The following is a 22484-nucleotide window of genomic DNA, read 5'->3' as shown; positions in this document are numbered from 1 at the left end:
GTTACTTAATAATCAAGAAAAGACAAGATATCCAAATATTACTCTCATTGTTTATATTCGTTAAAAATTATATTAAAGAGTAAGTTTGGAGTTATTAAAGTTAAGCAAATAACATTTAAAACCTTTCACGAACCAGATGCGATACATAGGCTCTAAGTCAAGTACTGTCAACACAATTTTTGAGATTGCTACAGCAAATTTAAAAGGTGGTAGTTTTTGTGACCCATTTGGAGGAACATCGACTGTGGGAGCTCACTTTAAAAATAACGGTTTTAAAGTTTATACTGGAGATCTGCTTCTATTCGCACACTATTTTCAGATCGCGAAACTTCACTTTAGAGAGTTTCCTGCATTCCTAAAATTAAAAGAACGCTTGCATTTTAAACAGGCTTCTGACATTATGGCTTATTTTAATTCATTGGAGCCGGATGGTTATGGTTGGTTAGTTGACAATTATGCGATAGAAAGGCAATTTTTCAATATGTGGAACGCTGGTAAAATTCAAATATGTTGGCGGAAAATAATTGAGTTTGAACAGGAGAATTTAATCACTCTTTCAGAAAAAGCGTTTCTTTTAGCGTCTCTTATTAATTCAATGGATAAGATTGCCAACACAGCAGGTACATATTACGCATATTTAAAAAGTTTTAACAAAAAGTCATCGAAAAATTTTCATTATGACTTTATTCAACCAGCTCAAGGTTCTCATCCTGGCGAATCTTTTCTTATAGACGCAAAGGATTTAATAAATAAGCAACATTATGATATTATCTACCTTGACCCTCCGTATAATGATCGCAAATATCATAGTTATTATCATTTACCAGAAACTATTGCGAATTGCATACAGCCGGTGATTAAAGGAAAATCAGGTGTTAGTAAACATATAGTAGATTTAAAATCAAATTTCTATACGGCAACAAGTGCTTTAGATTCATTGAAAACGATATTAGCAAATGCTGATTTCAAAATGTTGTTGTTTCACTACAGAGATGACGGAGTAATTCCGCCGCAAAAGCTATTGCAATTATTCGAGCAATTTGATTTTGTTAAACAATACGAAGTTACAAGCCTAGGCTATACAACGTCAACCAAAAATAGATCGTCGGCCACCCAAATATACACTATTTATAATGCCTGAAAATTTTCCTACGTGGGAGCAAACAGATGTGAACAATTTAAAACAGTTTGCCAATATAAAAGCTATTACTGTTGACTTAGATGGCACATTGATAAAAACGAACAATCCAACTGTATGGGACAACATACTTTGGCTTATTAGAAGCCTTAATAGAACCAAATCAAAAGTTCAATTAATTATAGCAACTGGCAGAACATTCAACGGCGCAAAGCAAACAATAGAAGGCCTTTATCAGAAACGTAATTTACCAATTATATTATACAACGGATCATTGATAATTAGTAATAACAACTTCGAAATTTTGTATAAGCGCGTTATCCCCGAACAAACGCTCACCGAGGTTTTAACCAAAAGCATTGCTTTCAATATATCTATCTTCGCTTATTATTATATAGATGGCAGTAAAAATCTCTTCACTGACTTAAATGCCAACGAATATGTTTTAGGATGGAGTAATGGTGCCAAAGTTGAATTTGAATTCAATAAAATGCCTATCGTTTGGGATGTATTGGATCATCATTTAATCAATGAACCGTCAGCTATCTTGATAGACATTTCTAATGAGAATCCGGAAAATATCAATACGATTTTAAGCTTTCTTTCCGATATCGAATCTATTGACACCACTTCAAGTGGATTTTCCTACATAGAAATACGTCCTAAAGGAAGTAATAAAGCAGAATCTTTAAAATTTGTTGCTCAATTATTGAAATTGGATCGACAGGACATTCTAGCTATTGGCGATAACAATAACGATGTTGAGATGCTTGAATGGGCGGGGATCGGAATTGCTGTGGGAAACGCAACCGATCGGGCTAAATCAGCCAGTAAATTTCAATCTAATCATGATGTTGGTTCGGGTGTTTTGGAAGTTTTACGAATGATTAAACACGCAAAACGATATTTTTTATCATAGCTAGGAAGTTTATAGCATATAATTTTGTAACTAACAGCAAAAATCTAAATAAAAAATAACCACAAACCTTTATTCACCTAATAATGAAAACTTTACTTGATTCAATTGCCAGTAAAAACAAAGGTAATTGGGAAAACATAATTAAAGATATAACGATCAACATTGGAGAAAATTTAATCACTTCTAATGATTTTGATTCCATATTAAAGAGCATAATTAATCACCATAGATCTGTATTAAAGTATTTAAAAATAGAAATTGTTTCCCCAGAAACGGGGATGTGCTATTATACTTATGACGACAGCGATGGAGCGGGTAAAGTAACTATAGCGGAAACAGTTCCACTTGATTCACATGGTTGGTATGATTGCAGTATATCATTATGGATTATACAACCCACTACAACTGGAAAAAATCGGGATATTATCAAATCGCTAATTACAAATTTAATATTGGCGTTTTGGAAACCTGATTTAAGAGACGATAAAACCAGAATTATATCTGAAGCTAATCCGAAAACTAAAGAAATTATTAGTAATACTATAGGCAATTATCTACCAGATCATAATTATGTTTCCTATTATTTTTCCGATTTAGATAAATTCAAAGAAATCAATACTAAATACGGTCAGATTCAGGGCGATAGTGCCATTTTGCAAATGGCTATGATGTTCACCACTTTTGTAATGGGAAACCCCGCCATTGTGATACACCGTAGCGGCGATGAATTCATTTTCCTGTTTTTCAGTGCAGATGCAGAAACATCATTAGAGTTTGCATTTAATCTTCAATCGCATTTAAAAAATGCAGAGTTTACTTTGGAAAAAGACGGTGCTAAGGAAACACTCCATAAAGAAATTACTATCGGGATTAAATTTCAGCCTTCGTATATTGTTGATATAACTACTTATGAACAGGAGATTACTCTTGCTGAAAAATCGATGAAAAATGCGGAGGGTATAAAAAATTACGCAATATCAAATGTTCATAATGCGGAAAAGTCAGACGCATCCAAGCCGGAACTAAATGCTATCACCTCAAATCTTAGTAAAATCATTGTTAAAACATCTGATGCGCCGATGGCGTTTAGTAATGTGTGGCTTAATTTAGTAACTGTCGCCACACAAAAATTACTTTCTGACGGTAGAGATTTAAAAGAATTGTCAAACATTGTAAATTGGATTAATATTGATGAAAGCAATATCTGCAAATCGGCGAATCCGTACTGCGAAACCCCTGATTATTCGAAATCATTATCAGCATTTGATATTTTAATTGCCATAATCCGAGGCATATTTGTTAACGAAACATCCAAAAGTTTAAATAATTCCTACGAGATAAAAAAAACTGGAGAAGAATTATCGCTTATCGATGAAAATGGTTATGAGCTTTATAAAATTAAAGCCGTTAATAATTTAGAGTTGAATGTAGGGTCATCAATTTTAGGAAAATTCGCACCAGTGGCACTTCTAATACAAATCGGGCACGAAAAGCTGACGATTCCTGAGAGCATATTTACAGACAAGATAATTGTCGATGACAGGCCAAGCAAGGGAGGCGGCTTGCCAGATTTTTGGGAGGTAACTATAGCTCGGTTAGTTAGTGTACTTAATCTTAACAAGAATATTATAAAAATATACTTGTTAGGAGATAAACAATTTGCAGAAAACACTATTCAATGGCTATATAAACTTTCCTCAGGCGCTGAGATAGAGCCAAGGGAATTTGAGGAAGTTGTGTACAAAATTAATTCAACAAACACGTTATTAAAATCAGCTACAGAGCGGCTTAAAGGCAATGTCCTAACTTTTAAGTCGGAGGATGAAATTATTACATCATACTCAGAAGTTATTACCAATGGTAAATTATTTCAAAATATCGATGTAGAAACATCGGTGAATCGTCCGAGAGCATTTTTACAAAAGGAATTGAGATTAGATAATAATGCCCTAACAAACGAGGACGGTTTTAGAGTAGAGACTTTATCCGAAGCATTCCCTCTTATGTTGGAGATTGCACGTAAGGCGAGTATTAATAAACAGATTATTGATCAGGCTGGTGCGAAGTTGGGAGAATTAATAGATTTTAAAGTCGAGTTATCCAATCCTTCTAAAAGCCCTATTCCATTTTATTATCGTAACGATGAAGATAAATTTAAAGCATATTTCAATGCTCAGTTTATTGATTCAAAAGGGCTCTTCGCGCAGCGTTTGAACGACCAAATAGATATAGTAATAAATCATGTAGTAGAAGTAATTTCAAATCCTAATCTACAATATGCCACACGCCGTGCGATTCTAATTATACCCAATAATATTAATGGTAAAGAGTTTGCGCCATTTGGACTTGTGTCTGTCCGAATTATCCCTCGCATGGAACAGCAAAACAATGTGAAAATTAGCTACAGCTTTACTTGGCGAACTGTCGAAGCATTAATTGGATTTCCCTATAGCTTTTACGGTTCAATAAAATACAGTGAACATTTAACCGCTACTATAAAATCGAAGTTAACAAATCAAAATATTGACCTAAGTCTAGATCGTATTTCCTACATTGCTCATAGTTTACATATTTTTATGGATGATTATGGTCAAAGTATTGCTAAAAGGATAAGTGATGACGCAAGCATATAATACTGAGCCTATTTTTATTATTTGTCACAGATCCGAGAGAAGCCAATTTGACCGTCTTTTTCAAAAATCTTCTGCAATAAAAATATCTTATAGGTCGGTTATAATTTATCGATTGTCTCAAGACGAATTTAAAAAAACTTCCCCTTTGCTACTTAAAAGTGGAAATTGTATTAAGACTTTACATAGCTACTACCTATTTTTAACAAGGAAAGGCAATGAAAACGACCAAATCGTTTCGCAATTTTTTGATTATGTATCAGAAACATATGACGAGCTTATAGAGAGTCAAAGAAACTTCTCCAATATTCGGTTCCAACTGGATTATATTCTTAATAACGTCAAAATTGACAAGGATTCAAAAATCTTAGATTTCGGATGTGGTACAGGAGTTTCAGCATTAATAAAAAAAGACTTTCAAAATAACCAATTTCAATTATTAGGTTACGATATCAGCCAGCAAATGCTTCAAAAATCCAAAAAGGCTGGTTTAAAGACGCTACATCATCGTGGACTTGACAAATTAAAAGATAACAGTATAGATAGCATTTTTGCGTCTTACAGCCTTCACTTCCTAACGGATTTCAAGGTTATAAGGTTGATTTGGAAGAAATTGAAAATTGGAGGAATATTTACTGCGAATTTTCATAAAAATCTACGACTTGCGGAAATTTCTGAAATAATCAAATCCGAAAATGGTACTATCGAATTTATAAGCGAGATTGACAATAGTAGTGTATACAGCTTTAAGAAAATCGAAAATCCACTTTTACGTAGTGACTACGTTACCGACTATCTTAAAAATCACGGTATAAGAATACTAAATGAAAACCTGACTAATATTTTTACTCGATTAAATATTTTACCTCAGTATGAGTACGATAAAACAAATTTCATTTTAGAAGCTGACCTTGACAAATATCTCCCATTTTTCAAAAGCATCACGTTCGCAGATTGGATTTATGGAGGGAATGAATTATATGAGAAAACTTTTAAAGTAACGTCAAACAATATAGAACTAAATTTTAGAATTGAGAAAACCGCAGTTCTCAGCCCTTTTAATATCGCGCTAATTTGCAATTTGTTGTCTGAAGAGGTATTGGAAAATGACGAAGAAAGTATTTTTCAAATTAATTTAGATGACGTTTGTGACATCAGCATAAAATCTCGTCGTCTCAAGGACCTAATCATTGAACATACTGAAATAAGAAATAAAATCGAAGGATCTCGAGCATCTTTTTTTTCCAATTCAGCGTCCTACATGGGCTCCAAAAAGATTCTTAGGACATTCTTAATTGAAGCTTTACAACCCTTTTTAAAAAAAAACACGCAAATTCTTGATATCATGTGTGGCTCTGGTGCCTTTTCAGGTGCTATCTCAACGACACATAACACAATGGTTTCTGACGCTATGAGTTTTTGCAGAATCTTGGCTACTGTCCAAGGTGCAGGATGTTCAGAGTCGAGAGCAAATAATATTATCACTGAGGTTCAAAATCTAAGTAAGCAAAATATTATTGAGCTTAAAACCTTATTTAAGGATGGTTTAGAAAAAGAGGACATACTTTTTCATAGTGAAATCAATAACACATTCCTTAAAGAATATGCAGATTTTTGTGATACATATTCTTTTAAAAATCCGGTATTTAAAAACCTTTACGCCAATGCAATTAGTGAACCTAATAAAAAACAATATTATTTACTAACCTGCGCTTACAGTAACCTATACTTTGGGTTGAGACAGGGAATCGAAGTTGATAGTTATCGATTCGCCATTGAAAAATTACAAAATGAAAATGATAAAATTTGGGCATTAGGTGCGCTTATATCCACTCTTAGTGCTATCGGGAATACTTACGGAGGGCATTTTGCACAGCCAAAATTTAAAAATATAATGTCCTTGCCTTTAAATAAAGTATTTCCTTTGGTTGAACAGCGAACTATATCGATTAGCAATGAATTTGCTGTTCGGTTGAGAGCGTTTGCTGCCGAAAGTGAAAAACATGGAGGATATTCAATTAAAGCAATCAGAGGGCCGTGGGAAGATGCATTGTCAACCTATGCTGACCTGAAAAATGGCAACAAGCTAATTTATTTGGATGCTCCATATACTCGAGATGAATATAGTAGATACTATCATATACTTGAAACCCTGGTCGACTATCAATACATAAAATTGAACGGTATAGGACGTGTACCAGATAAAAGAGGCGGCTTTCGCTTTACTTCTGAATTTTTCACAAAAAGTGTCAATAAATTTAAGAGCATATATGTAAATTTGATCTCCAAAATTTTGCAACAAGGCATTACTTGTGCGTGGAGCTATTCTGACAGCGCATCTGTTTCAATAACAGAAATTATTTACGAAATCAGTAAGTCGAATAGTTGCAAAGTTTACTCTTTATGCACCCCTTACATTTACAAAGCTCAAGGCGGCAGAAATTCTAAAAAAATAAAAGAGTATTTAGTAATATTTGAGCCGTTTAGTAAATTCGATTAGGTGTTTTTGTTTCATGTACGCTTTTTCCTATCAATTTTGTGATCACAAATATTACTGGAAAGACTTGCCAACAATATTTGAGAATGAATTGCTCTATAAGGTTTTTTCTTCTTACTTTTGATAAGCATTGACAGCAAATAAAAAGCCACCATTGCGCAATAGTTCCTTAGAAGTTTCAGAAAATGCCCTAAATCACACCCTCGTCTACATGGTGCAATAAAAGCATTTGATAATCAATACATTAGAGCGTTTTGGATGCATCCTGCCATCCCGACATATAGCGATACTAATCGAAGTAAAACCCTCTAAATTGTATGATTTAGAGGGTTTTTAATTTTATCCCCAATAATACTGCTTTATCCCGAGACACTTATTCTTTCCGATGCAGATGAAACTACTTATCTGATTGGTCAGCCAAGCCACTTCAACACAATGTAAATGCCGATTTTATTAATATTGATACCGTCTGGTTAACCACTTCATGAAATTCATTTATTTCATATAAACAAGTCAAGCCCTATGGCGTTTAGGTTATTTAATTACCTTGTTTATTATGAGAGTTATATTACCTGTCTGTTTTTTGCTGTTGTTTAATCTCCATGCAAGTGCTCAAAATTTACCGGTTAGGGTTGGCAAGCATGCCTTTACCATTCAATATATCACTTTTGAAAAAAACAACAAACCCGGATCTGTGATGATCCGGTCTCTTGGAAACAATGAGTACAGCATTGAGGGAGAACAACGAAGCAAGGTTAACGATGATTATGTTACCATAAAAGGTACCTTTTTAGCTAAAGGGAACGAATTAAAGTTTAACGGTAAGATTGTGTCAAAAATATCATACGTTAACAGCGGGCAGCCTTGCGAAAGCAACGACCTGGTTGTGTTTAAAGCTTCGGGTAAGCGTAAATACTGGCGCCTGCAGCAAATGCTAAACTGCGATGGCGTTTCTACCGATTATATAGATATTTTCTTTTAAGATCTTTGATATCAATAACTCATTACCATACTGCTATATACACAAAATGATCTGAGGTAAATATATTATTGGCTTGTTTAAACAACAACACTAAATACCCGAGTTCGGGATAAATGAAAACGGTTGAAACGGATAAACCATCTCGGCCTAAGACTAATGCTCGGCGAAATTATTTCTGATTTCACATAAAACCCTCAAGCCCCCGGCTTCTCCCATCGCGTATACCACTATTACAATCCTTGATTTAAACTTAACCAGCTCTTCTACGAAGTTATCTTAGCAGCAATTAATCCTTAAATATGTACTTACATGCCAATAGATCAAGGTTTGAAAATCAATCTTCTACCTTCGCTATGGGCACCAAACTCCGGCGCGTACATGCACTGCACTGAGGCTATGCCTGTTGAAAAGTTACCCGGCTGGCTAACCCGTAACTGGTACTCAAAAACATAATTACCTTTATTTAGGGTGCTGATAAAAAAGTTGGTAGCAACATCTTTTGTTACCTGGTAATAGTACAATCCATCCTGATACTTATAAGCCGACAGGTTATCTACGGGCTCGGTTCCGGCCGGACGCATATCTTTCAGTTGTACATACTCAAAATCGCGGCCGGCATTGAGGTATACAATTACCTTGAGCACATCCCCTGTTTTAGGTTGATTACTCGCGTCAACAGCTACCGATACCGGGCCGGAATCTGTTTGTTTCACAATAAAATATTTGCGGCTCAACTTAATATCGGCTGTCGATGGTGTTATTTTATCCAGTTGTTCCAGGTACTGCCAGTACATGGCTCCCCAGTTAACCAATTGCCCGTTGTTAGTAATTTCAACCTTACCGAGTTCAGGTTTAACCTGCTCGTTTGCCCAGTTCACTTTAATATAACCTGTACCGGCTTCTGCCTTTACATCAGGTTTTAATTTATTCAGGGGCGATCCGTTTAACTTAATTTCTGTTGATGAACCGGCGGATAGCTGCTCCCCTTGTTTAATAAGCAGGGCATAACAGGCTGCCGCGGTTGCCTTGGTGGTTCTCCAGTTAGTGGTTTGCTTGTTCCGTAAAAGCCATATTTTCATTTCATCAATGGCCTTGTTGTTTCCACCTGCCTCGGTAAACAATTCAATTAACAGGCACTGGGTTTCAATGGGCGATTGGTACCAGTAATATCCGTTCTGGTTGTTAGTCCAGTACATGCCCAAGTCGTCGCTTTGTTGCGCCGTTTCAAGTAACGAGGTGATGATCTTTTTAGCGATCAAAGATCTGCCGGCACGGTGCATGGTTAAGGCGATCATCCCCTGCTCATAGATGCTTTGCGATACCCATAGCTTTTCGGCACGGTTAAGGTAGTTGTTAAAGATAACCTTCACGGCCGGACTCATGGCAACATCCGGCATGTAGCTGCGCGCGTACCAGGCATGTACCTCAGTAATATTTATATTTTCAGCGTTCTGATCTTTCGGCCTATGCATACGGCGCTCATCATCAAGCAGCTTGTCATCCAGATATTTTACGGCTCCATTGCGTATGGTTTCTAAAACTTCATTTTTAGCACCGGCAACATCAGCATGGTACAACTGCCCTATCCCGGCCAGTATGTGCTGGGTTATAAAGCGGTCGGCATAATCGCCGGCAAACCATGGGAAACCACCACCGGGCAATTGCCTCTTTTGCAATTTTTCTAAATTCAACTGCAGCTCGTAGCTCATTTTATTAAGGTCGAATAGCAGGGCTATACGTTTCTTCTGTTCAGCTTCGTTACCGGCATCGCGCAGCCATGGAGTCTCTTCCAGCAAGGTAGCCTTGAGTTCCTGGTTTTTTTCGAGGTTTGATAATAACTCAGGGCTGTTGGTATTTTTCCAGGTATCAAAAACACGCTTAATTACCGGCATGGTGTTTACCAGTTTTGTACCAATAGTGTTTGCATAATACCGGCTAAAAATCTGCTCAGAACATTCGTACTGAAACTCCATCATATAAGGCAAGGCCTGTACGGCATACCATACCGGGTTTTGGGTATACTCTAACGTTACAGCCTTATTTTGCAAGGTAGTGCTGTTGCTGTTTATTAACCTGTTAAAATTAAAGGCGCGTGTTTGCCCTGCCCTCACCATCATGGGCATACTCTCGGTAACCAGCATACGGTTAGGCAACACCGGTATAGTATTTTCTTCGCCATCGTTATAATTATCCGCCTCGGCGGTTAAGCGGTAAGTTAAGGCATCCAAACCTTGAGGAATAATAATTTTAAATGATACCGCTTTGTTAGTTACAGCAGCAATTTCAAACGGCTGATCCGCTTCGGCCGGGTTTTGCAGTAAAGCAACCGGCTGCATATTCAACGCGTTAAAAAGCTGCAAGGTTACTCTCCCGTTTAACGGGCCTGCCGTTATGTTGGCTAACCTGGCCGAAATGGTAAGCGTATCTCCTTCCCGTAAAAACCGTGGCATATTAGCGCTTATGCTTAATTGCTTTTGGGTAACTATCTCGCGCTCTATGTAACCGGTATTTAATTGTTTGGTATGGGCAAGCGCCCTGAAACGCCATTTGGTTAAAGCCTCGGGTATAGTAAATTCAATGGCTATGCCTCCCTTGCTATCGGTATGCAGTTGCGGGTAAAAAAACGCTGTTTCGTTAAAGTTGGTACGTATTACGGGGGGCTTACTTTTTTTAGTAGGAATTTCTCTTAAAACTACTTTCTCATCAGCACCAGGCTGCCCCACCTGGGTAATTTGCAAGCCAGCTACTCTATCCGAAAATTCATTATTATCAGCCGACACGGATGAATTGCCTCTTATGGTAATCCGCTGTACCGCACCGGTTAATTCCCTTTTTTGTTTTGCACCATAACCTACAACAACTACTTCATTCAGGCTATTTCTATCCGGGGTTAATTTAACATTAAGCTTTGCGGCCTTGGTAGTTGATACCTGACCATTTTTATAACCTACAAAATAAAAAGAAAGCGTTGCATTAACCGGCACCCTTACTTTAAACATGCCTTTGGAGTTGGTGCTGGTAACAGCCCTGCCATTTACGGCTACGGTAACACCCGGGATAACTATACCATCGGTAGTAGCATCTGTTACCGTGCCGCTTATATCGTAACCTTTTTTGTAAAGCGCCGCGCTTTTGTTATAGTCTGCCTCTAATTGCTTATCCTTTGAGGCAATGCTTATATTATTTTTTACTGCATCGAGATAGCTGCGATAACCAGCGTTATAACCACCATAGTAATTGTAATCAAAAAGGTTCAACTTTTCATAATTCCTTGCAATCTGTTCGGCATAACGTTTATACCCAACCGGCTGTGTATTTGCCGCGCTTACAAAATCATAGCCGTTCCACCTAAAATATCCGTATTGATACTTTTGCTCAGGGGCTAATGCATTACGCCAATCTGTTGCCGGTGTTATATCATCCAGCGAGGCATCATATAAGCCGGCCAGCATTTCGGTGGCTTGTTTTTGGTCGTGTTGGTTAGTTATCTGTAATTTCCACTGTTCCTTTTGGCCGGGCTGTAGTTTGTTACGAAAAGTGAGCAGCTTGATCTTCAGATCATCCTTATCGTCCAGCAGATAAATCTTTTGGTAACTATTGTATACCCGGTTACGGTATACCATCATAAACTGAACCGCTGCATTTTTATCATTAACCGAAACGGGGAATTTAAAACTTTGCTGCCCGTTTTCAATAGTCACCCAATAGGATGAGAGTAGCTTAGAGCCGTTGTAGCGCTCCATTAAAATATTTACCTTTTCATTAATACCCACAAAAAACTCCGCTTGCCCACCCGGCTTAACTATGTTTGATACCGGTATAACCCAGTTATTGAATCCTGAAGGTACAGATGGCTGCGCCAAAAGATTCACATAGCGGGTAACAGAGGTGGTATCACCTTTTGGAGTTTGCGCGCTCATGCTGATTTCATATACTCCCGATGCTTGTTTGCGTAGCGGCTCCAGGTTAATAATGCCGGGTTTCTCTTCATCTACATCAATGCGCAGTTCTGCAACCTTATCCAGCTTTTTCCAGTTATCAAAACTATCTTCATTTTGGTAGGTATAATCAGCAAAGTCCTTTTTAAAATCATCTCTGCTTAGAATAAACTGATCCGGTTTTTCACTCCACAGTCGGTTCTTAAATACAAGGCCGGGGTTTTGCAGCGCCCGTACTGTAACCTTAACCACGCCTTTTTGAGGCCGGCCATTTAAGTTCTTTATAGTTACAACAGATTTAATGGAATCTTTAGCCAGCAGCAGGTTAGGCAGGTAACTCTCTATAGATAAACCTTGATCACCTACAATAACTGACGATTGTGCCGAATGGGTTTCACCGCTTGCATCAGTAACATCAGCACTGATGGCGTAGGTGTAATTTCCTTTGAATTTTTGGTTGGATGAACCGGGAAGGGCTTTGAATTTTACAGCGAACATGCCCTGGTCATCGCTATTTATGGTATCCGTTTTAATAACCGTTTCTGCAGGTGTAAAAGGGCGATACCCTGCTTTCAGGTAATCCGTATAAACATGATTTACGCTACGCACTATGCGGTAAGCCACCCTTGCCCGCGACAAACCGTAGCCTGAAAAAGCGGTTACATTGGCTTTAACCACAACCGAATCATTAAGTTTATAATTTTCCTTAACGGGCATAAATTCCACCTGAAAGGTAGGCCGTTTGTACTCTTCAACCTTTACTTCAATTGAGCCATCATCGGTTTCCAGTTCTACATCGCCGCCCAGCATGTTTTGCGGAATAACGAAACTGCCGCTAAAGGTGCCAAACTCGTTACTTTTTAATTGTAGCTCCGCAACTTGTTTACCGTTAACATCATTAAAAACCACCTCAACGGGTTTATCGGTCATGATCTTGCTTTTTTCGCCCTGGGTTTGTAGCTGCAACCCTTTAAAATAAATAGTTTGGCCGGGGCGGTAAATCTGCCGGTCAGTAAACAGTACCGTTTTATCTTCGGGATCATCATCAGAATTATCTCTTTGCCCGCTGATATAGGTTGAATTATCTGTTAACGTATCACCCCGGTAAGTAAGCCTGATTGAGACACTATAATTTAAAGACTTTTGAATTAAATACAAGCCATTGTTGTTTGTTGTACCTGTATGATCAATATATTTCCAGCTTGGTGTATTTGATGTTGAAAGGCTTACCTGTACGCCGCTGATGGGTAATCCCGTAATCCGGTCCATCACCCTGATCTCATTTTTACCGTCCGGGTTGCTCCTGGCTATGTATGACAGGCCGCTTACTTTAAAAGTACTTAAGCCGGATAACGATTCATCATTCGTACCTGTTTCTTTAACCAGCAACACATAATTACCACGAGGCAACGGATCAATTTTTACTTCGGCGCGATGTTTGCGATAATCACCTTTATCCGTCCATGTGTATTGGTGTTGCTTGAAGGGTTTAAACCTTTCGAGAAATGCCAGCCTGAACTTAGATAATTGATCGGTATTATACGAAGGCACATCACCCGCTCTCAGGTATTCGCTCATTTCATCTTCGGTTAACCGGTATAATACAACTTTTGCCGCGTTAACATTTTTGTAATTCAGTAAGGCCAATATTGGTTTATCCGGCATATTCATATCTTCAATAGTTGCCGAAATTTCTTTAGCCTCTATGCGCTTTAGTAAAGCCGCCGCGTTTTTGCCGCCCATGCTTTGCGGGTAAGTTGCTATGGCTTTTTTAAAAAGCAGGTGCGCGGTTGTAAGGCTATCCAAACCCTGGTAGTATTGCCCCTGCAATACCAACGCATCGCTGCTTATTGGCTTTGCAGAAAATACTGAAGCGATATTTTTTAACGCCGACAGGTACAGGGAATCCTTATCAGCAACATCCGCCTTGGCATATACAAACTTCAATCTTATCAAATCAATATCAGCTAAAGCTTCCTGATGATTGTTTTGCAGGTGAAACAAGGTGGCCTGCTGTAAATATTTTACGCCCTGGTAATAGTTTGAGGCGGTATCAGTTGTTTTAAAATTTAGTGGAGTGAATGTACGGCTATCGCCAAAAAGGGCGGCATCATTCAGCACAAAAGGCAACTTAGGCTTGGTGAGTTCGGGCTCCTCTGTAAGATAAAATTCAAACGCGCGGTGCACCAGCAGGTCATACAGCGAAGGGCGCAGATAACGGGTACTTTCGTCACCTTCTAACACGGCGTTAAGCTCGCTTACCGGTGTGGTTTGTAACCTTTTGGCTTCGGATAAGGATAGTGCATACAAACGGCTGGTCTCTGAAATGATAGTTTTCAAATCCCATTGTGTGAAGCTCGAATCACGGTCGGCTAACCGGCTGCGCTGAATAAACCGGTAACGGTTTTGCTGGTAATATTTCCAATAGGTTTCGGCCAGCAATGATTGCAGTACCGGCTTAACCGGAAAATCTGATCGTTTTATATCTGTCTTTAAGCGGCTGATGATGGCTTCAAGCGCGTTTTCTTCCAGATACGATTGAAATGTCATCCGGTAGATTACCGCGCGTATCTGCTGCGGAGCGTTATTGTCCTGCCGGGCCTGCGTTTCCAGCCTGTCAACTTCCGCCAATGCTGATTTGGGCAAACCAATATTAGCCAGGGAATCAATTTTATTAACTATCCGCCGGTACTTATTTTGGGCGACCGCCGGTTTCAGATTGAGCATTAAAGCTACAACAATAACGTATTTTAAAATCCGGATGAATAGTGAAGGCATGGATGACAGGCTTAGTAACATATTATAAAATTAATATAAATGGCTATTAAATAATTAATTATTTACATGATGCAGTAAAGCATCCTATTCCATAAAGCCTCACCAATTATTTTATTTCATTGTAAAGGTTATTCCATTGTATTTAAAATTACCCTGAAACAGAAAAAGACACCTGTTAAAGTGTCTTTTCCTGTTTTGATTATTTTGAACTGATGCAGTTTATCAGGCAATATCAAACCTGTCTAAATTCATTACCTTGTTCCAGGCGGTAACAAAATCATTTATAAACTTGGCTTGCCCGTCACTGCTTGCATAAACTTCGGCAACGGCACGCAATTCGGAGTTTGAACCGAACACCAGGTCGGCACGGGTACCGGTCCACTTCACCTCTCCGGTTTTACGGTCGGTGCCCAGGTAAACTTCCCTATCGTCAGATAGTGCTTTCCACGCTGTGCCCATATCCAGCAGGTTCACAAAAAAATCGTTGGTAAGCTGGCCGGGGCGCTGTGTAAATACGCCATGCTTTGAGCCATCGTAATTAGTTTCAAGCACACGCAGGCCGCCTATCAGCACCGTTAGTTCTGGCGCGGTAAGCGTAAGCAACTGCGCTTTGTCAATCAGCAACTCCTCGGTTGATACACGAATCTTAGATTTGCGGTAGTTGCGGAAACCATCGGCCAAAGGCTCCAGGTAACTAAATGATTCCTCATCGGTTTGTTCCTGCGATGCATCCATACGGCCTGGTGTAAACGGTACGGCAACCTCCTGGCCTGCGGCCCTGGCAGCGCTTTCAATACCAACGTTACCTGCCAGCACAATCAAATCAGCCAATGATACCTTTTTACCAGCGTACTGCGTGTTATTAAAGTCGGCCTGAATGCCCTCTAACACATGCAGCACCTTTTGCAGTTGCGGCGGGTTGTTAACCTGCCAGTACTTTTGCGGAGCCAGGCGTATGCGGGCACCATTGGCACCCCCACGTTTATCAGATCCGCGGAAGGTTGAAGCGGATGCCCAGGCTGTTGAAATCAGTTCAGCAATGCTCAGGCCCGAAGCCGCTATTTTCTCCTTTAGCGCGCTCACATCAGCGGCATCAACCAAAGCGTGGTCAACCGCCGGAATTGGATCTTGCCAAAGCAGCACTTCCTGCGGAACATCCGGCCCCAGGTAACGCTCACGGGGGCCCATATCACGGTGTGTTAACTTAAACCATGCACGCGCGAACACGTCGGCAAATGCATCCGGGTTTTCTAAAAAGTGCCTCGAAATTTTTTCGTAAGCCGGATCAAGCCTCAAAGCCAGATCCGTAGTAAGCATGGTTGGTTTATGCTTTTTACCGCTATCGTAAGCATCAGGTATAATAGCCTCATCCGTTTTAGCTACCCACTGGTGCGCACCCGCCGGACTTTTGGTCAGCTCCCACTCAAAGCCGAACAGGTTCTCAAAAAAGTTATTGCTCCACTGGGTTGGCGTTTTTGTCCAGGTTACTTCAAGTCCGCTGGTAATGGTATCGGCACCTTTGCCTGAGCCATATTTATTATTCCAGCCAAAGCCTTGTTGTTCAATATCAGCGGCCTCAGGCTCCTTACCCACATTGTCGGAAGGTGCCGCACCATGTGTTTTACCAAACGTGTGTCCACCAGCGATCAGCGCAACGGTTTCTTCATCATTCATCGCCATACGGCCAAATGTATCACGAATATCTTTTGCCGCCTTTACCGGGTCGGGATTACCATCCGGGCCTTCGGGGTTTACATAAATCAAACCCATCTGTACGGCAGCAAGCGGTTTCTCCAGATCGCGCGAGTGGATATCGCCATCGGCATCATCATCTGATACAAGTACACCGGGGCCTTTTACGCCATCAGAACCATGTGAATAGCGCAGATCGCCGCCCAGCCAGGTTCTTTCCTCACCCCAATATACTGATTCATCCGGTTCCCAAACGTCCTCACGGCCACCTGCAAACCCAAAGGTTTTAAAACCCATTGATTCCAGGGCGATATTACCGGTAAGGATCATTAAATCGGCCCATGAAATTTTATTACCATATTTTTGTTTGATAGGCCAAAGCAACCTGCGGGCTTTATCTAAACTAACATTATCAGGCCAGCTATTTAGCGGTGCAAAACGCTGCATACCTGCACCTGCACCACCTCGCCCGTCGGTAACACGATAGGTACCGGCACTGTGCCAGGCCATACGGATAAATAAGCCGCCGTAATGGCCAAAATCAGCCGGCCACCAATCCTGCGAGTCGGTCATTAAAGCATGCAGATCTGCCTTTACGGCATCCAGATCCAAACTTTTAAAAGCTTCGGCATAATTGAAATCCTTATCCATCGGGTTAGATAAAGGCGATTGCTGGCGCAGAATACCTATTTTTAATTGATTAGGCCACCAGTCGCGGTTGCGGGTTCCGCCGCCGCCAACATTGTGTTTCATGCTGCCATTGTGAAAAGGGCATTTACTGATGTCGTTTGATCCGTTTTCCATAATTTACAAGTTTGTTATAATCTGATTTTGTGTATCAGCTTTAGCGTTTACTACGTAAAGGTAGGGCATAAATACATACAATCACAATCAATATATTCTATGCTGAATAGGCAAAAACTATCCGACTTAAACAGTAGCATAAGCGAATAAAAAATATCTCATTAAATAAATAACAACTTGAAATACAAATATTTATCAACTTATAACCAATTAAAATAACAGATAAGCGATAGCCAAAGTAATTAACACGTTAAAGCTTTGCGCTATTAAAAAAGCGTATATTGGTTTCTTGCTGTCGCGATGTAACAGGTCGCGGAAATTAGTTTCGAGCCCGATGCTGGTAAATGCCAGCGCGAACCATAAACCCTGCAGGTTTTTTAACGGCCCCTTTACAGCAGCAGCCTGATCGGGCGCGATAAAGAAAGAGAACAACAGTGATGCCGCTATAAAACCAATAACGAATTTAGGGAAACGCTCCCAGATCACTTTAAGCGTAGGTTTGCTGTCCGCATCTGTTCCGGGAGTTTTTTTGGTATACGTCCAGTAAACTGAAATAGCAAAGGCAGCGATACCCAATAATACATTTTGCGAGAATTTTACTATTGAGCTGATCTTTAGTGCTGTTTCACCCACCAGGCTGCCCGATGCCACTACCGCGCCCGTAGTATCAATACTGCCGCCAAGCCAGGCCCCGGTAACTTCCTGCGACAGGCCCATTACCTTGGCCAAGTACGGCATAAAAACCATCATAGGTACAGCGGTGATCAGCACCAAGGAAATAACCAGCGACAGCTTTTTTGAATCGCCTTTTATAGCACCCGAGGTAGCGATAGCTGCCGATACCCCGCAGATAGATACCGCGCTTGACAGCATCATGGTTAGCTCCGAATCTATCTTCAGCTTTTTACATACCCAGTATGAAAAATACCATACCGATACCACTACCACCAAGGCCTGGATCAAACCCAGGGAGCCCGCTTTCAAAATATCAGAAAATATAATGCTGGTGCCCAGCAACACCAGACCAACTTTAACATAAAACTCTGATGCCAGCGCATCCTTAAACCATTGCGGCAGGTTGAACAGGTTACCAATCAGCAAACCGATGATCAAACTAAAAATCACCGCCTCGAGGTTAAGCGCCTTGGCCTGGCTGCTGCCGGCAATAATAAGCGCCACTACCGTAAGTAAATAAACCAGCGGAAAAACCTTGAGCACCCCGATTACTGATTTACCGGTAAACGCAGCGCCAATAACCGCTATAACCAGTACATAAACTAGTTGTATCAATATATTTAGCAGATTGGCCGTGCTCAATATCTTACCGGTCAGATCATCAGCAGTAGCCCAGCCAAACTCGGGCGCGGCAAGCAGCACGCCTGCTAACGATAGTGCGATAATAATAAACCCTAACAGCACTACGGTCCAGTCTTCAGTTAAAATACTTTTATTCGTCATAAATTTTTTTGGTGGTTGTAAGTTTCTGAATTTTAAGTTTGATATTATAATTTATTTTCGGCTCTCGGGTTTAAATAATACCGAGCCATTGCGCTTAATTTGCCACGCGGTTATTGGGTTAAGGTGATACCCGCCCATATCGGCACCGCGGTAATCAACCAATTGTTTCAGCGTTGGCTGGGTATAACCTGTTTCATCGGTTACGCGGCTGGCAATTTCGGTTTCGCTGCCATCCCAGTACCATAGCAGCCTGAAATAAGTATGCGCTTTTGATAGTACCGGCTCTTGTAATTGCGCCACTTGCCAGGTGCGGCCTGCATTGATGGTAACCTCCACTTTGGTAACCTTACCCCTGCCTGTCCAGGCTAAGCCCCGTATCTCATTCCAGCCGGGTTCAACCTTGGCAGGGTATGATGGTGAAGTGATAATTGACCGTGCATCCATCTCAAAACTAAACTGCCTTATTTTGTCTTTAACAGGATAAGTGTACTTGCTGGTTTCCTCACGCGTCATAAAAGGCTGGTCAGACAGTTCAATCCGCCGGAGCCATTTTACATTCATGTTACCCTCCCAGCCCGGCAATAACAGCCGTGCGGGGTACCCTTGCTCCGGGCGTATGGCCTCGCCGTTTTGCCCGTAAACTATCATAGCATCATCCCATGCCTTATGCGTGGGTATGCTGCGGGTAAGGTAAGCGGCATCCGCCCCTTCGGCCAAAAACCAGTCGACTTTTGGCTTAACGCCTACCTCCCTAAAAAGTGTCGACAACATTACGCCAGTCCACTCGCTTTGGCTGGTGAGGCCGCAAACCTCCTGGGCGGTCATGGTTTCTTTGCCTGATCTGAAATTGCCCGAGCATTCCAGGAAACAGATCCGGCTTACGGCCGGAAAACGTTTCAGATCACGCAGGGTAAACTTCATCGGCTTATCAACCATGCCATGTATCAGCAACTCATATTTTTCCGGGTCGATGTTAGGCACACCGGCATGGTGACGCTCATAATGCAGATCGGATGGCGTTATCGGGCTGAGCAGGTCCTGTAAAGGCGTACGCGATGAAATATCCGACGGTAAACGCTGCGGCTTCTCATAAGGTGAGCGCCCTCCTATTTTGCTTGGGCCGGGGCCCGGCGTTATAGGTTCATCATCTAATGCATCATTTTTACTCCATATGGCAGGCAGCACCGGTTTAATGGTTTTACCTAATGATGTTTGAATATATAATATACCCGCCGCAACCATCCCGCCTAATATTTTTCGGCGAGATAACCTGGTAGGTTCGCTGTTACTTTCCTGGTGGTTGTGTTCCATTATCTCTTACAGCTATTTAACTTCGGGGCTGCCTTTACGGTCATCATCAATATAATATTTGCGGGCAGGCATTATCACATTAGGTAACGCGGCCGCATTCATCACCGTGTTAGCAAGAATGATCTTATTAGCATTAAGCAGGTAAGCGGTAACCGCGTAAACCTCATTATTAGTGAGCGATTGCGGTGCATGGTAAGGCATGGCACGGCGCACGTAATCAAAAATTGTAGTAGCATAAGGCCAGTAATTACCGATGGTGTTTGTTTTACGGCCAACAAAAACGGTATCACTTACCAGCGCAGGGCCTAACAACTTCACGCCCGGCTCAGCCTCGCCGGTTTTGCCATGGCAGGCAGCGCATTTGGTATGATATACGATTTTACCGGTAACCGCTGTTCCCTGCCCGGCGGGTAACCCCCGGCCATCCGGACTAACATCAATATCCCACAATTTAATTTCGGCGGGCGATGCCACTCGGCCTAACCCGAAGGTTGCGGGCCAGGGTACTGTATCCGTTAATGGTATGGCCTTATTTTTATAAATTGCACCTTCAACAAACGCTGCTGAAGCTATCCAAACCAAACCTGACACAACTGGTAACCATATTACCTTTATACCTGCCCAGTAATTACGCATCTGCTTTCAACTTAATATTTACCTGCTGATAATGTACTTTTTGACAGCGCGTATTTCCGATCATACCTGTCCAACACTACATAAATAGAATCACGGTTTTCGTTGATGCCCCGTAATACCACACGAGAGCCGTCATTGGTTTGATAGCGCAATACCATACGCTGGCGTTTTGGCTCTTTTACTTTTTCGGCAAATTCCCGGTCGCGGCGGGTTGACCATGCTTTTTTATCGATCATGTCTCGCTCGTTACCTATGTGCGCTAAGGCGGCCTTGCTGATCCAGTTATCCGTTCTTTCTTTTTTGGGCAAAGCATTTTCACCCTTTGCATCCGCGGCGGGCTGTCTTCTTCTGCGGTTAGCCGCCGCATTCTTGTTTTGCAGGTACAGCACATGGTCAACCGTATCGGCATAATAATGGAATGCACGCTGCCCGCCTGCCGTACCGGTGATCTCGAACGTGCGCAAAATATCCCTCATAGGGCTGCCCCCACCGTTTGAGAGATCGAGCCATGCGGGTTTATTTACTTTGAAGGTCAGCGTTGTCCAGTTCTCAAAAGTAGCCTGCTGCCAACGTAGCGTGTCAAGCGGTGAGTATGGTATCACCCTGTTGTTTATCCTGAACTCGGTTACATGATAATTGCCGCGCAATGCTTTCACACCCGCTGTTGACGGCTGCTTGTACGGATCGTAGTTAAAATTTATTACTTCGGTATAAGTTAATACCCCAAAAAAGATGATAAAAGTTAAGGCCTTTAAGCCGACGCGGGCATACCTGCCAAAACCATTTGAAAGGTCGGGATAATACCTGAGCGGCACGGTTGTTTTTTCTTTGATCAGCAGGCGGTATAAATTGGGCACGTCATCCGCGAAAATAAATCCGGCTAATAAAACAAAGTAAAACGCGTACACATGCACACCGCCATCGTAAGCGTAATTTACAAAAGTAATATCAAACAACGCGGCGGCAAGCAGCAGTGCGCCGTAGGTTGTTGTTTTCCTAAAGAAAAGCATAGCCCCTGCCGCAACTTCAACAATACCACCAAACACCTGGTACCAGGGTACAATACCCACTGATAGCCAGTAGATCTTTTGCGAGGTAAAGTCGCCAAAATCAGTATTCAGCAAACCCAGCGAAGGGTAAGGCATCTGGGTTGGAAATAACTTGGTGAAACCAAAGCCTATAATACCGATACCCGCACGGTAACGCACCACCACACGCAGCCAGTAATACAGTATATCATACTCCTTGCGCTTACGGTCAAGCGCCGTCCAGACCAGGGCACCGGCCACGGCGATCAGTAAGGCATAGCCCCACTCTTTGTAATCCGATAAAAAGCTGCGGTCGTCAGCAGCGGCGACTTTGGCATTTGCCTTTTTGGCGCTGAATGACTTGGTATTCACCGTATCCGACTGTGACTGGGTAATGGCTTCATAACCGCTTTTCTCTCCAAAAAACTGGCTGTAATTAGGCGAAAACCGGGCAATATCATATATATCACGATAATGCGGGTGAAGCCAGTCAATGGTCAACGCGTTCACATACCAGCGGCCATCCGTAGGGATTGACAACAGGATAAAGAATATGAACGCAATGCGAAAGGCAAACCTTTTTAACGGGTGCCAGGGTTTACGTTCGGGCGCTGCGGGTGTGGCTTTAGCCGGTTCGGCCACGGCCACTTGTTCTTCTAAAACAGACATGTGT

At 41.4% G+C, this 22484-nt stretch carries 11 protein-coding genes; 5 read left to right on the top strand and 6 right to left on the bottom strand.

Annotation, left to right across the window (positions count from 1 at the left end; all coding sequences use genetic code 11):
- The first annotated feature begins 136 nt into the window (after positions 1 to 136).
- The 5 genes from AC3WJC_RS07385 to AC3WJC_RS07365 all read left to right on the top strand — a co-directional run bounded on the left by AC3WJC_RS07385 (position 137) and on the right by AC3WJC_RS07365 (position 8166).
- On the top strand, positions 137 to 1141 hold the full coding sequence (locus AC3WJC_RS07385; protein WP_492398434.1) for a DNA adenine methylase: 1005 nt from the start codon (positions 137 to 139) through the stop codon (positions 1139 to 1141).
- A complete protein-coding gene (locus tag AC3WJC_RS07380) occupies positions 1134 to 2057 on the top strand; it encodes a Cof-type HAD-IIB family hydrolase (protein WP_492398433.1) in 924 nt (307 codons plus the stop codon). The genes AC3WJC_RS07385 and AC3WJC_RS07380 overlap by 8 nt, the downstream gene beginning before the upstream one ends.
- An 83-nt stretch (positions 2058 to 2140) precedes the next feature.
- On the top strand, positions 2141 to 4690 hold the full coding sequence (locus AC3WJC_RS07375) for a diguanylate cyclase (RefSeq protein ID WP_492398432.1): 2550 nt from the start codon (positions 2141 to 2143) through the stop codon (positions 4688 to 4690).
- Positions 4674 to 7187: a methyltransferase domain-containing protein gene (locus AC3WJC_RS07370; RefSeq protein ID WP_492398431.1), complete on the top strand. Its 2514-nt coding sequence runs from the start codon at positions 4674 to 4676 to the stop codon at positions 7185 to 7187. The genes AC3WJC_RS07375 and AC3WJC_RS07370 overlap by 17 nt, the downstream gene beginning before the upstream one ends.
- 553 nt (positions 7188 to 7740) lie before the next feature.
- Positions 7741 to 8166: a hypothetical protein gene (locus tag AC3WJC_RS07365; protein WP_492398430.1), complete on the top strand. Its 426-nt coding sequence runs from the start codon at positions 7741 to 7743 to the stop codon at positions 8164 to 8166.
- Positions 8167 to 8486: 320 nt separating this feature from the next.
- Here the strand turns inward: AC3WJC_RS07365 and AC3WJC_RS07360 are convergent, their stop codons facing one another.
- The 6 genes from AC3WJC_RS07360 to AC3WJC_RS07335 all read right to left on the bottom strand — a co-directional run bounded on the left by AC3WJC_RS07360 (position 8487) and on the right by AC3WJC_RS07335 (position 22480).
- Positions 8487 to 14903, bottom strand: a complete 6417-nt coding sequence (locus AC3WJC_RS07360; protein ID WP_492398429.1) for an alpha-2-macroglobulin family protein — start codon at positions 14901 to 14903, stop codon at positions 8487 to 8489.
- Positions 14904 to 15104: 201 nt separating this feature from the next.
- On the bottom strand, positions 15105 to 17378 hold the full coding sequence (katG, locus tag AC3WJC_RS07355) for a catalase/peroxidase HPI (RefSeq protein WP_492398428.1): 2274 nt from the start codon (positions 17376 to 17378) through the stop codon (positions 15105 to 15107).
- Positions 17379 to 17588: 210 nt separating this feature from the next.
- Positions 17589 to 18836, bottom strand: coding sequence for a YeiH family protein (locus AC3WJC_RS07350; RefSeq protein WP_492398427.1), 1248 nt, complete (start codon positions 18834 to 18836; stop codon positions 17589 to 17591).
- Positions 18837 to 18887: 51 nt separating this feature from the next.
- Positions 18888 to 20147 carry a sulfite dehydrogenase gene (soxC, locus tag AC3WJC_RS07345; protein WP_492398426.1) on the bottom strand — a complete coding sequence of 420 codons (1260 nt, stop codon included), beginning with the start codon at positions 20145 to 20147 and terminating at the stop codon, positions 18888 to 18890.
- A 12-nt stretch (positions 20148 to 20159) separates the two neighbouring features.
- Positions 20160 to 20783, bottom strand: a complete 624-nt coding sequence (locus AC3WJC_RS07340) for a c-type cytochrome (protein ID WP_492398425.1) — start codon at positions 20781 to 20783, stop codon at positions 20160 to 20162.
- A gap of 11 nt (positions 20784 to 20794) precedes the next feature.
- Positions 20795 to 22480, bottom strand: a complete 1686-nt coding sequence (locus AC3WJC_RS07335) for a hypothetical protein (protein ID WP_492398424.1) — start codon at positions 22478 to 22480, stop codon at positions 20795 to 20797.
- Positions 22481 to 22484 lie beyond the last annotated feature (4 nt).

This window comes from Mucilaginibacter sp. FW306-07-L (assembly GCF_058782065.1).
This window is presented reverse-complemented; position numbering and strand designations above follow the sequence as displayed.

Bases quoted from the DNA above. Each gene is read 5' to 3' on its own strand.
- AC3WJC_RS07385 (WP_492398434.1), top strand. From the start codon at position 137: ATGCGATACATAGGCTCTAAGTCAAGTACTGTCAACACAATTTTTGAG.
- AC3WJC_RS07380 (WP_492398433.1), top strand. From the start codon at position 1,134: ATGCCTGAAAATTTTCCTACGTGGGAGCAAACAGATGTGAACAATTTA.
- AC3WJC_RS07375 (WP_492398432.1), top strand. From the start codon at position 2,141: ATGAAAACTTTACTTGATTCAATTGCCAGTAAAAACAAAGGTAATTGG.
- AC3WJC_RS07370 (WP_492398431.1), top strand. From the start codon at position 4,674: ATGACGCAAGCATATAATACTGAGCCTATTTTTATTATTTGTCACAGA.
- AC3WJC_RS07365 (WP_492398430.1), top strand. From the start codon at position 7,741: ATGAGAGTTATATTACCTGTCTGTTTTTTGCTGTTGTTTAATCTCCAT.
- AC3WJC_RS07360 (WP_492398429.1), bottom strand. From the start codon at position 14,903: ATGTTACTAAGCCTGTCATCCATGCCTTCACTATTCATCCGGATTTTA.
- katG (WP_492398428.1), bottom strand. From the start codon at position 17,378: ATGGAAAACGGATCAAACGACATCAGTAAATGCCCTTTTCACAATGGC.
- AC3WJC_RS07350 (WP_492398427.1), bottom strand. From the start codon at position 18,836: ATGACGAATAAAAGTATTTTAACTGAAGACTGGACCGTAGTGCTGTTA.
- soxC (WP_492398426.1), bottom strand. From the start codon at position 20,147: ATGGAACACAACCACCAGGAAAGTAACAGCGAACCTACCAGGTTATCT.
- AC3WJC_RS07340 (WP_492398425.1), bottom strand. From the start codon at position 20,783: ATGCGTAATTACTGGGCAGGTATAAAGGTAATATGGTTACCAGTTGTG.
- AC3WJC_RS07335 (WP_492398424.1), bottom strand. From the start codon at position 22,480: ATGTCTGTTTTAGAAGAACAAGTGGCCGTGGCCGAACCGGCTAAAGCC.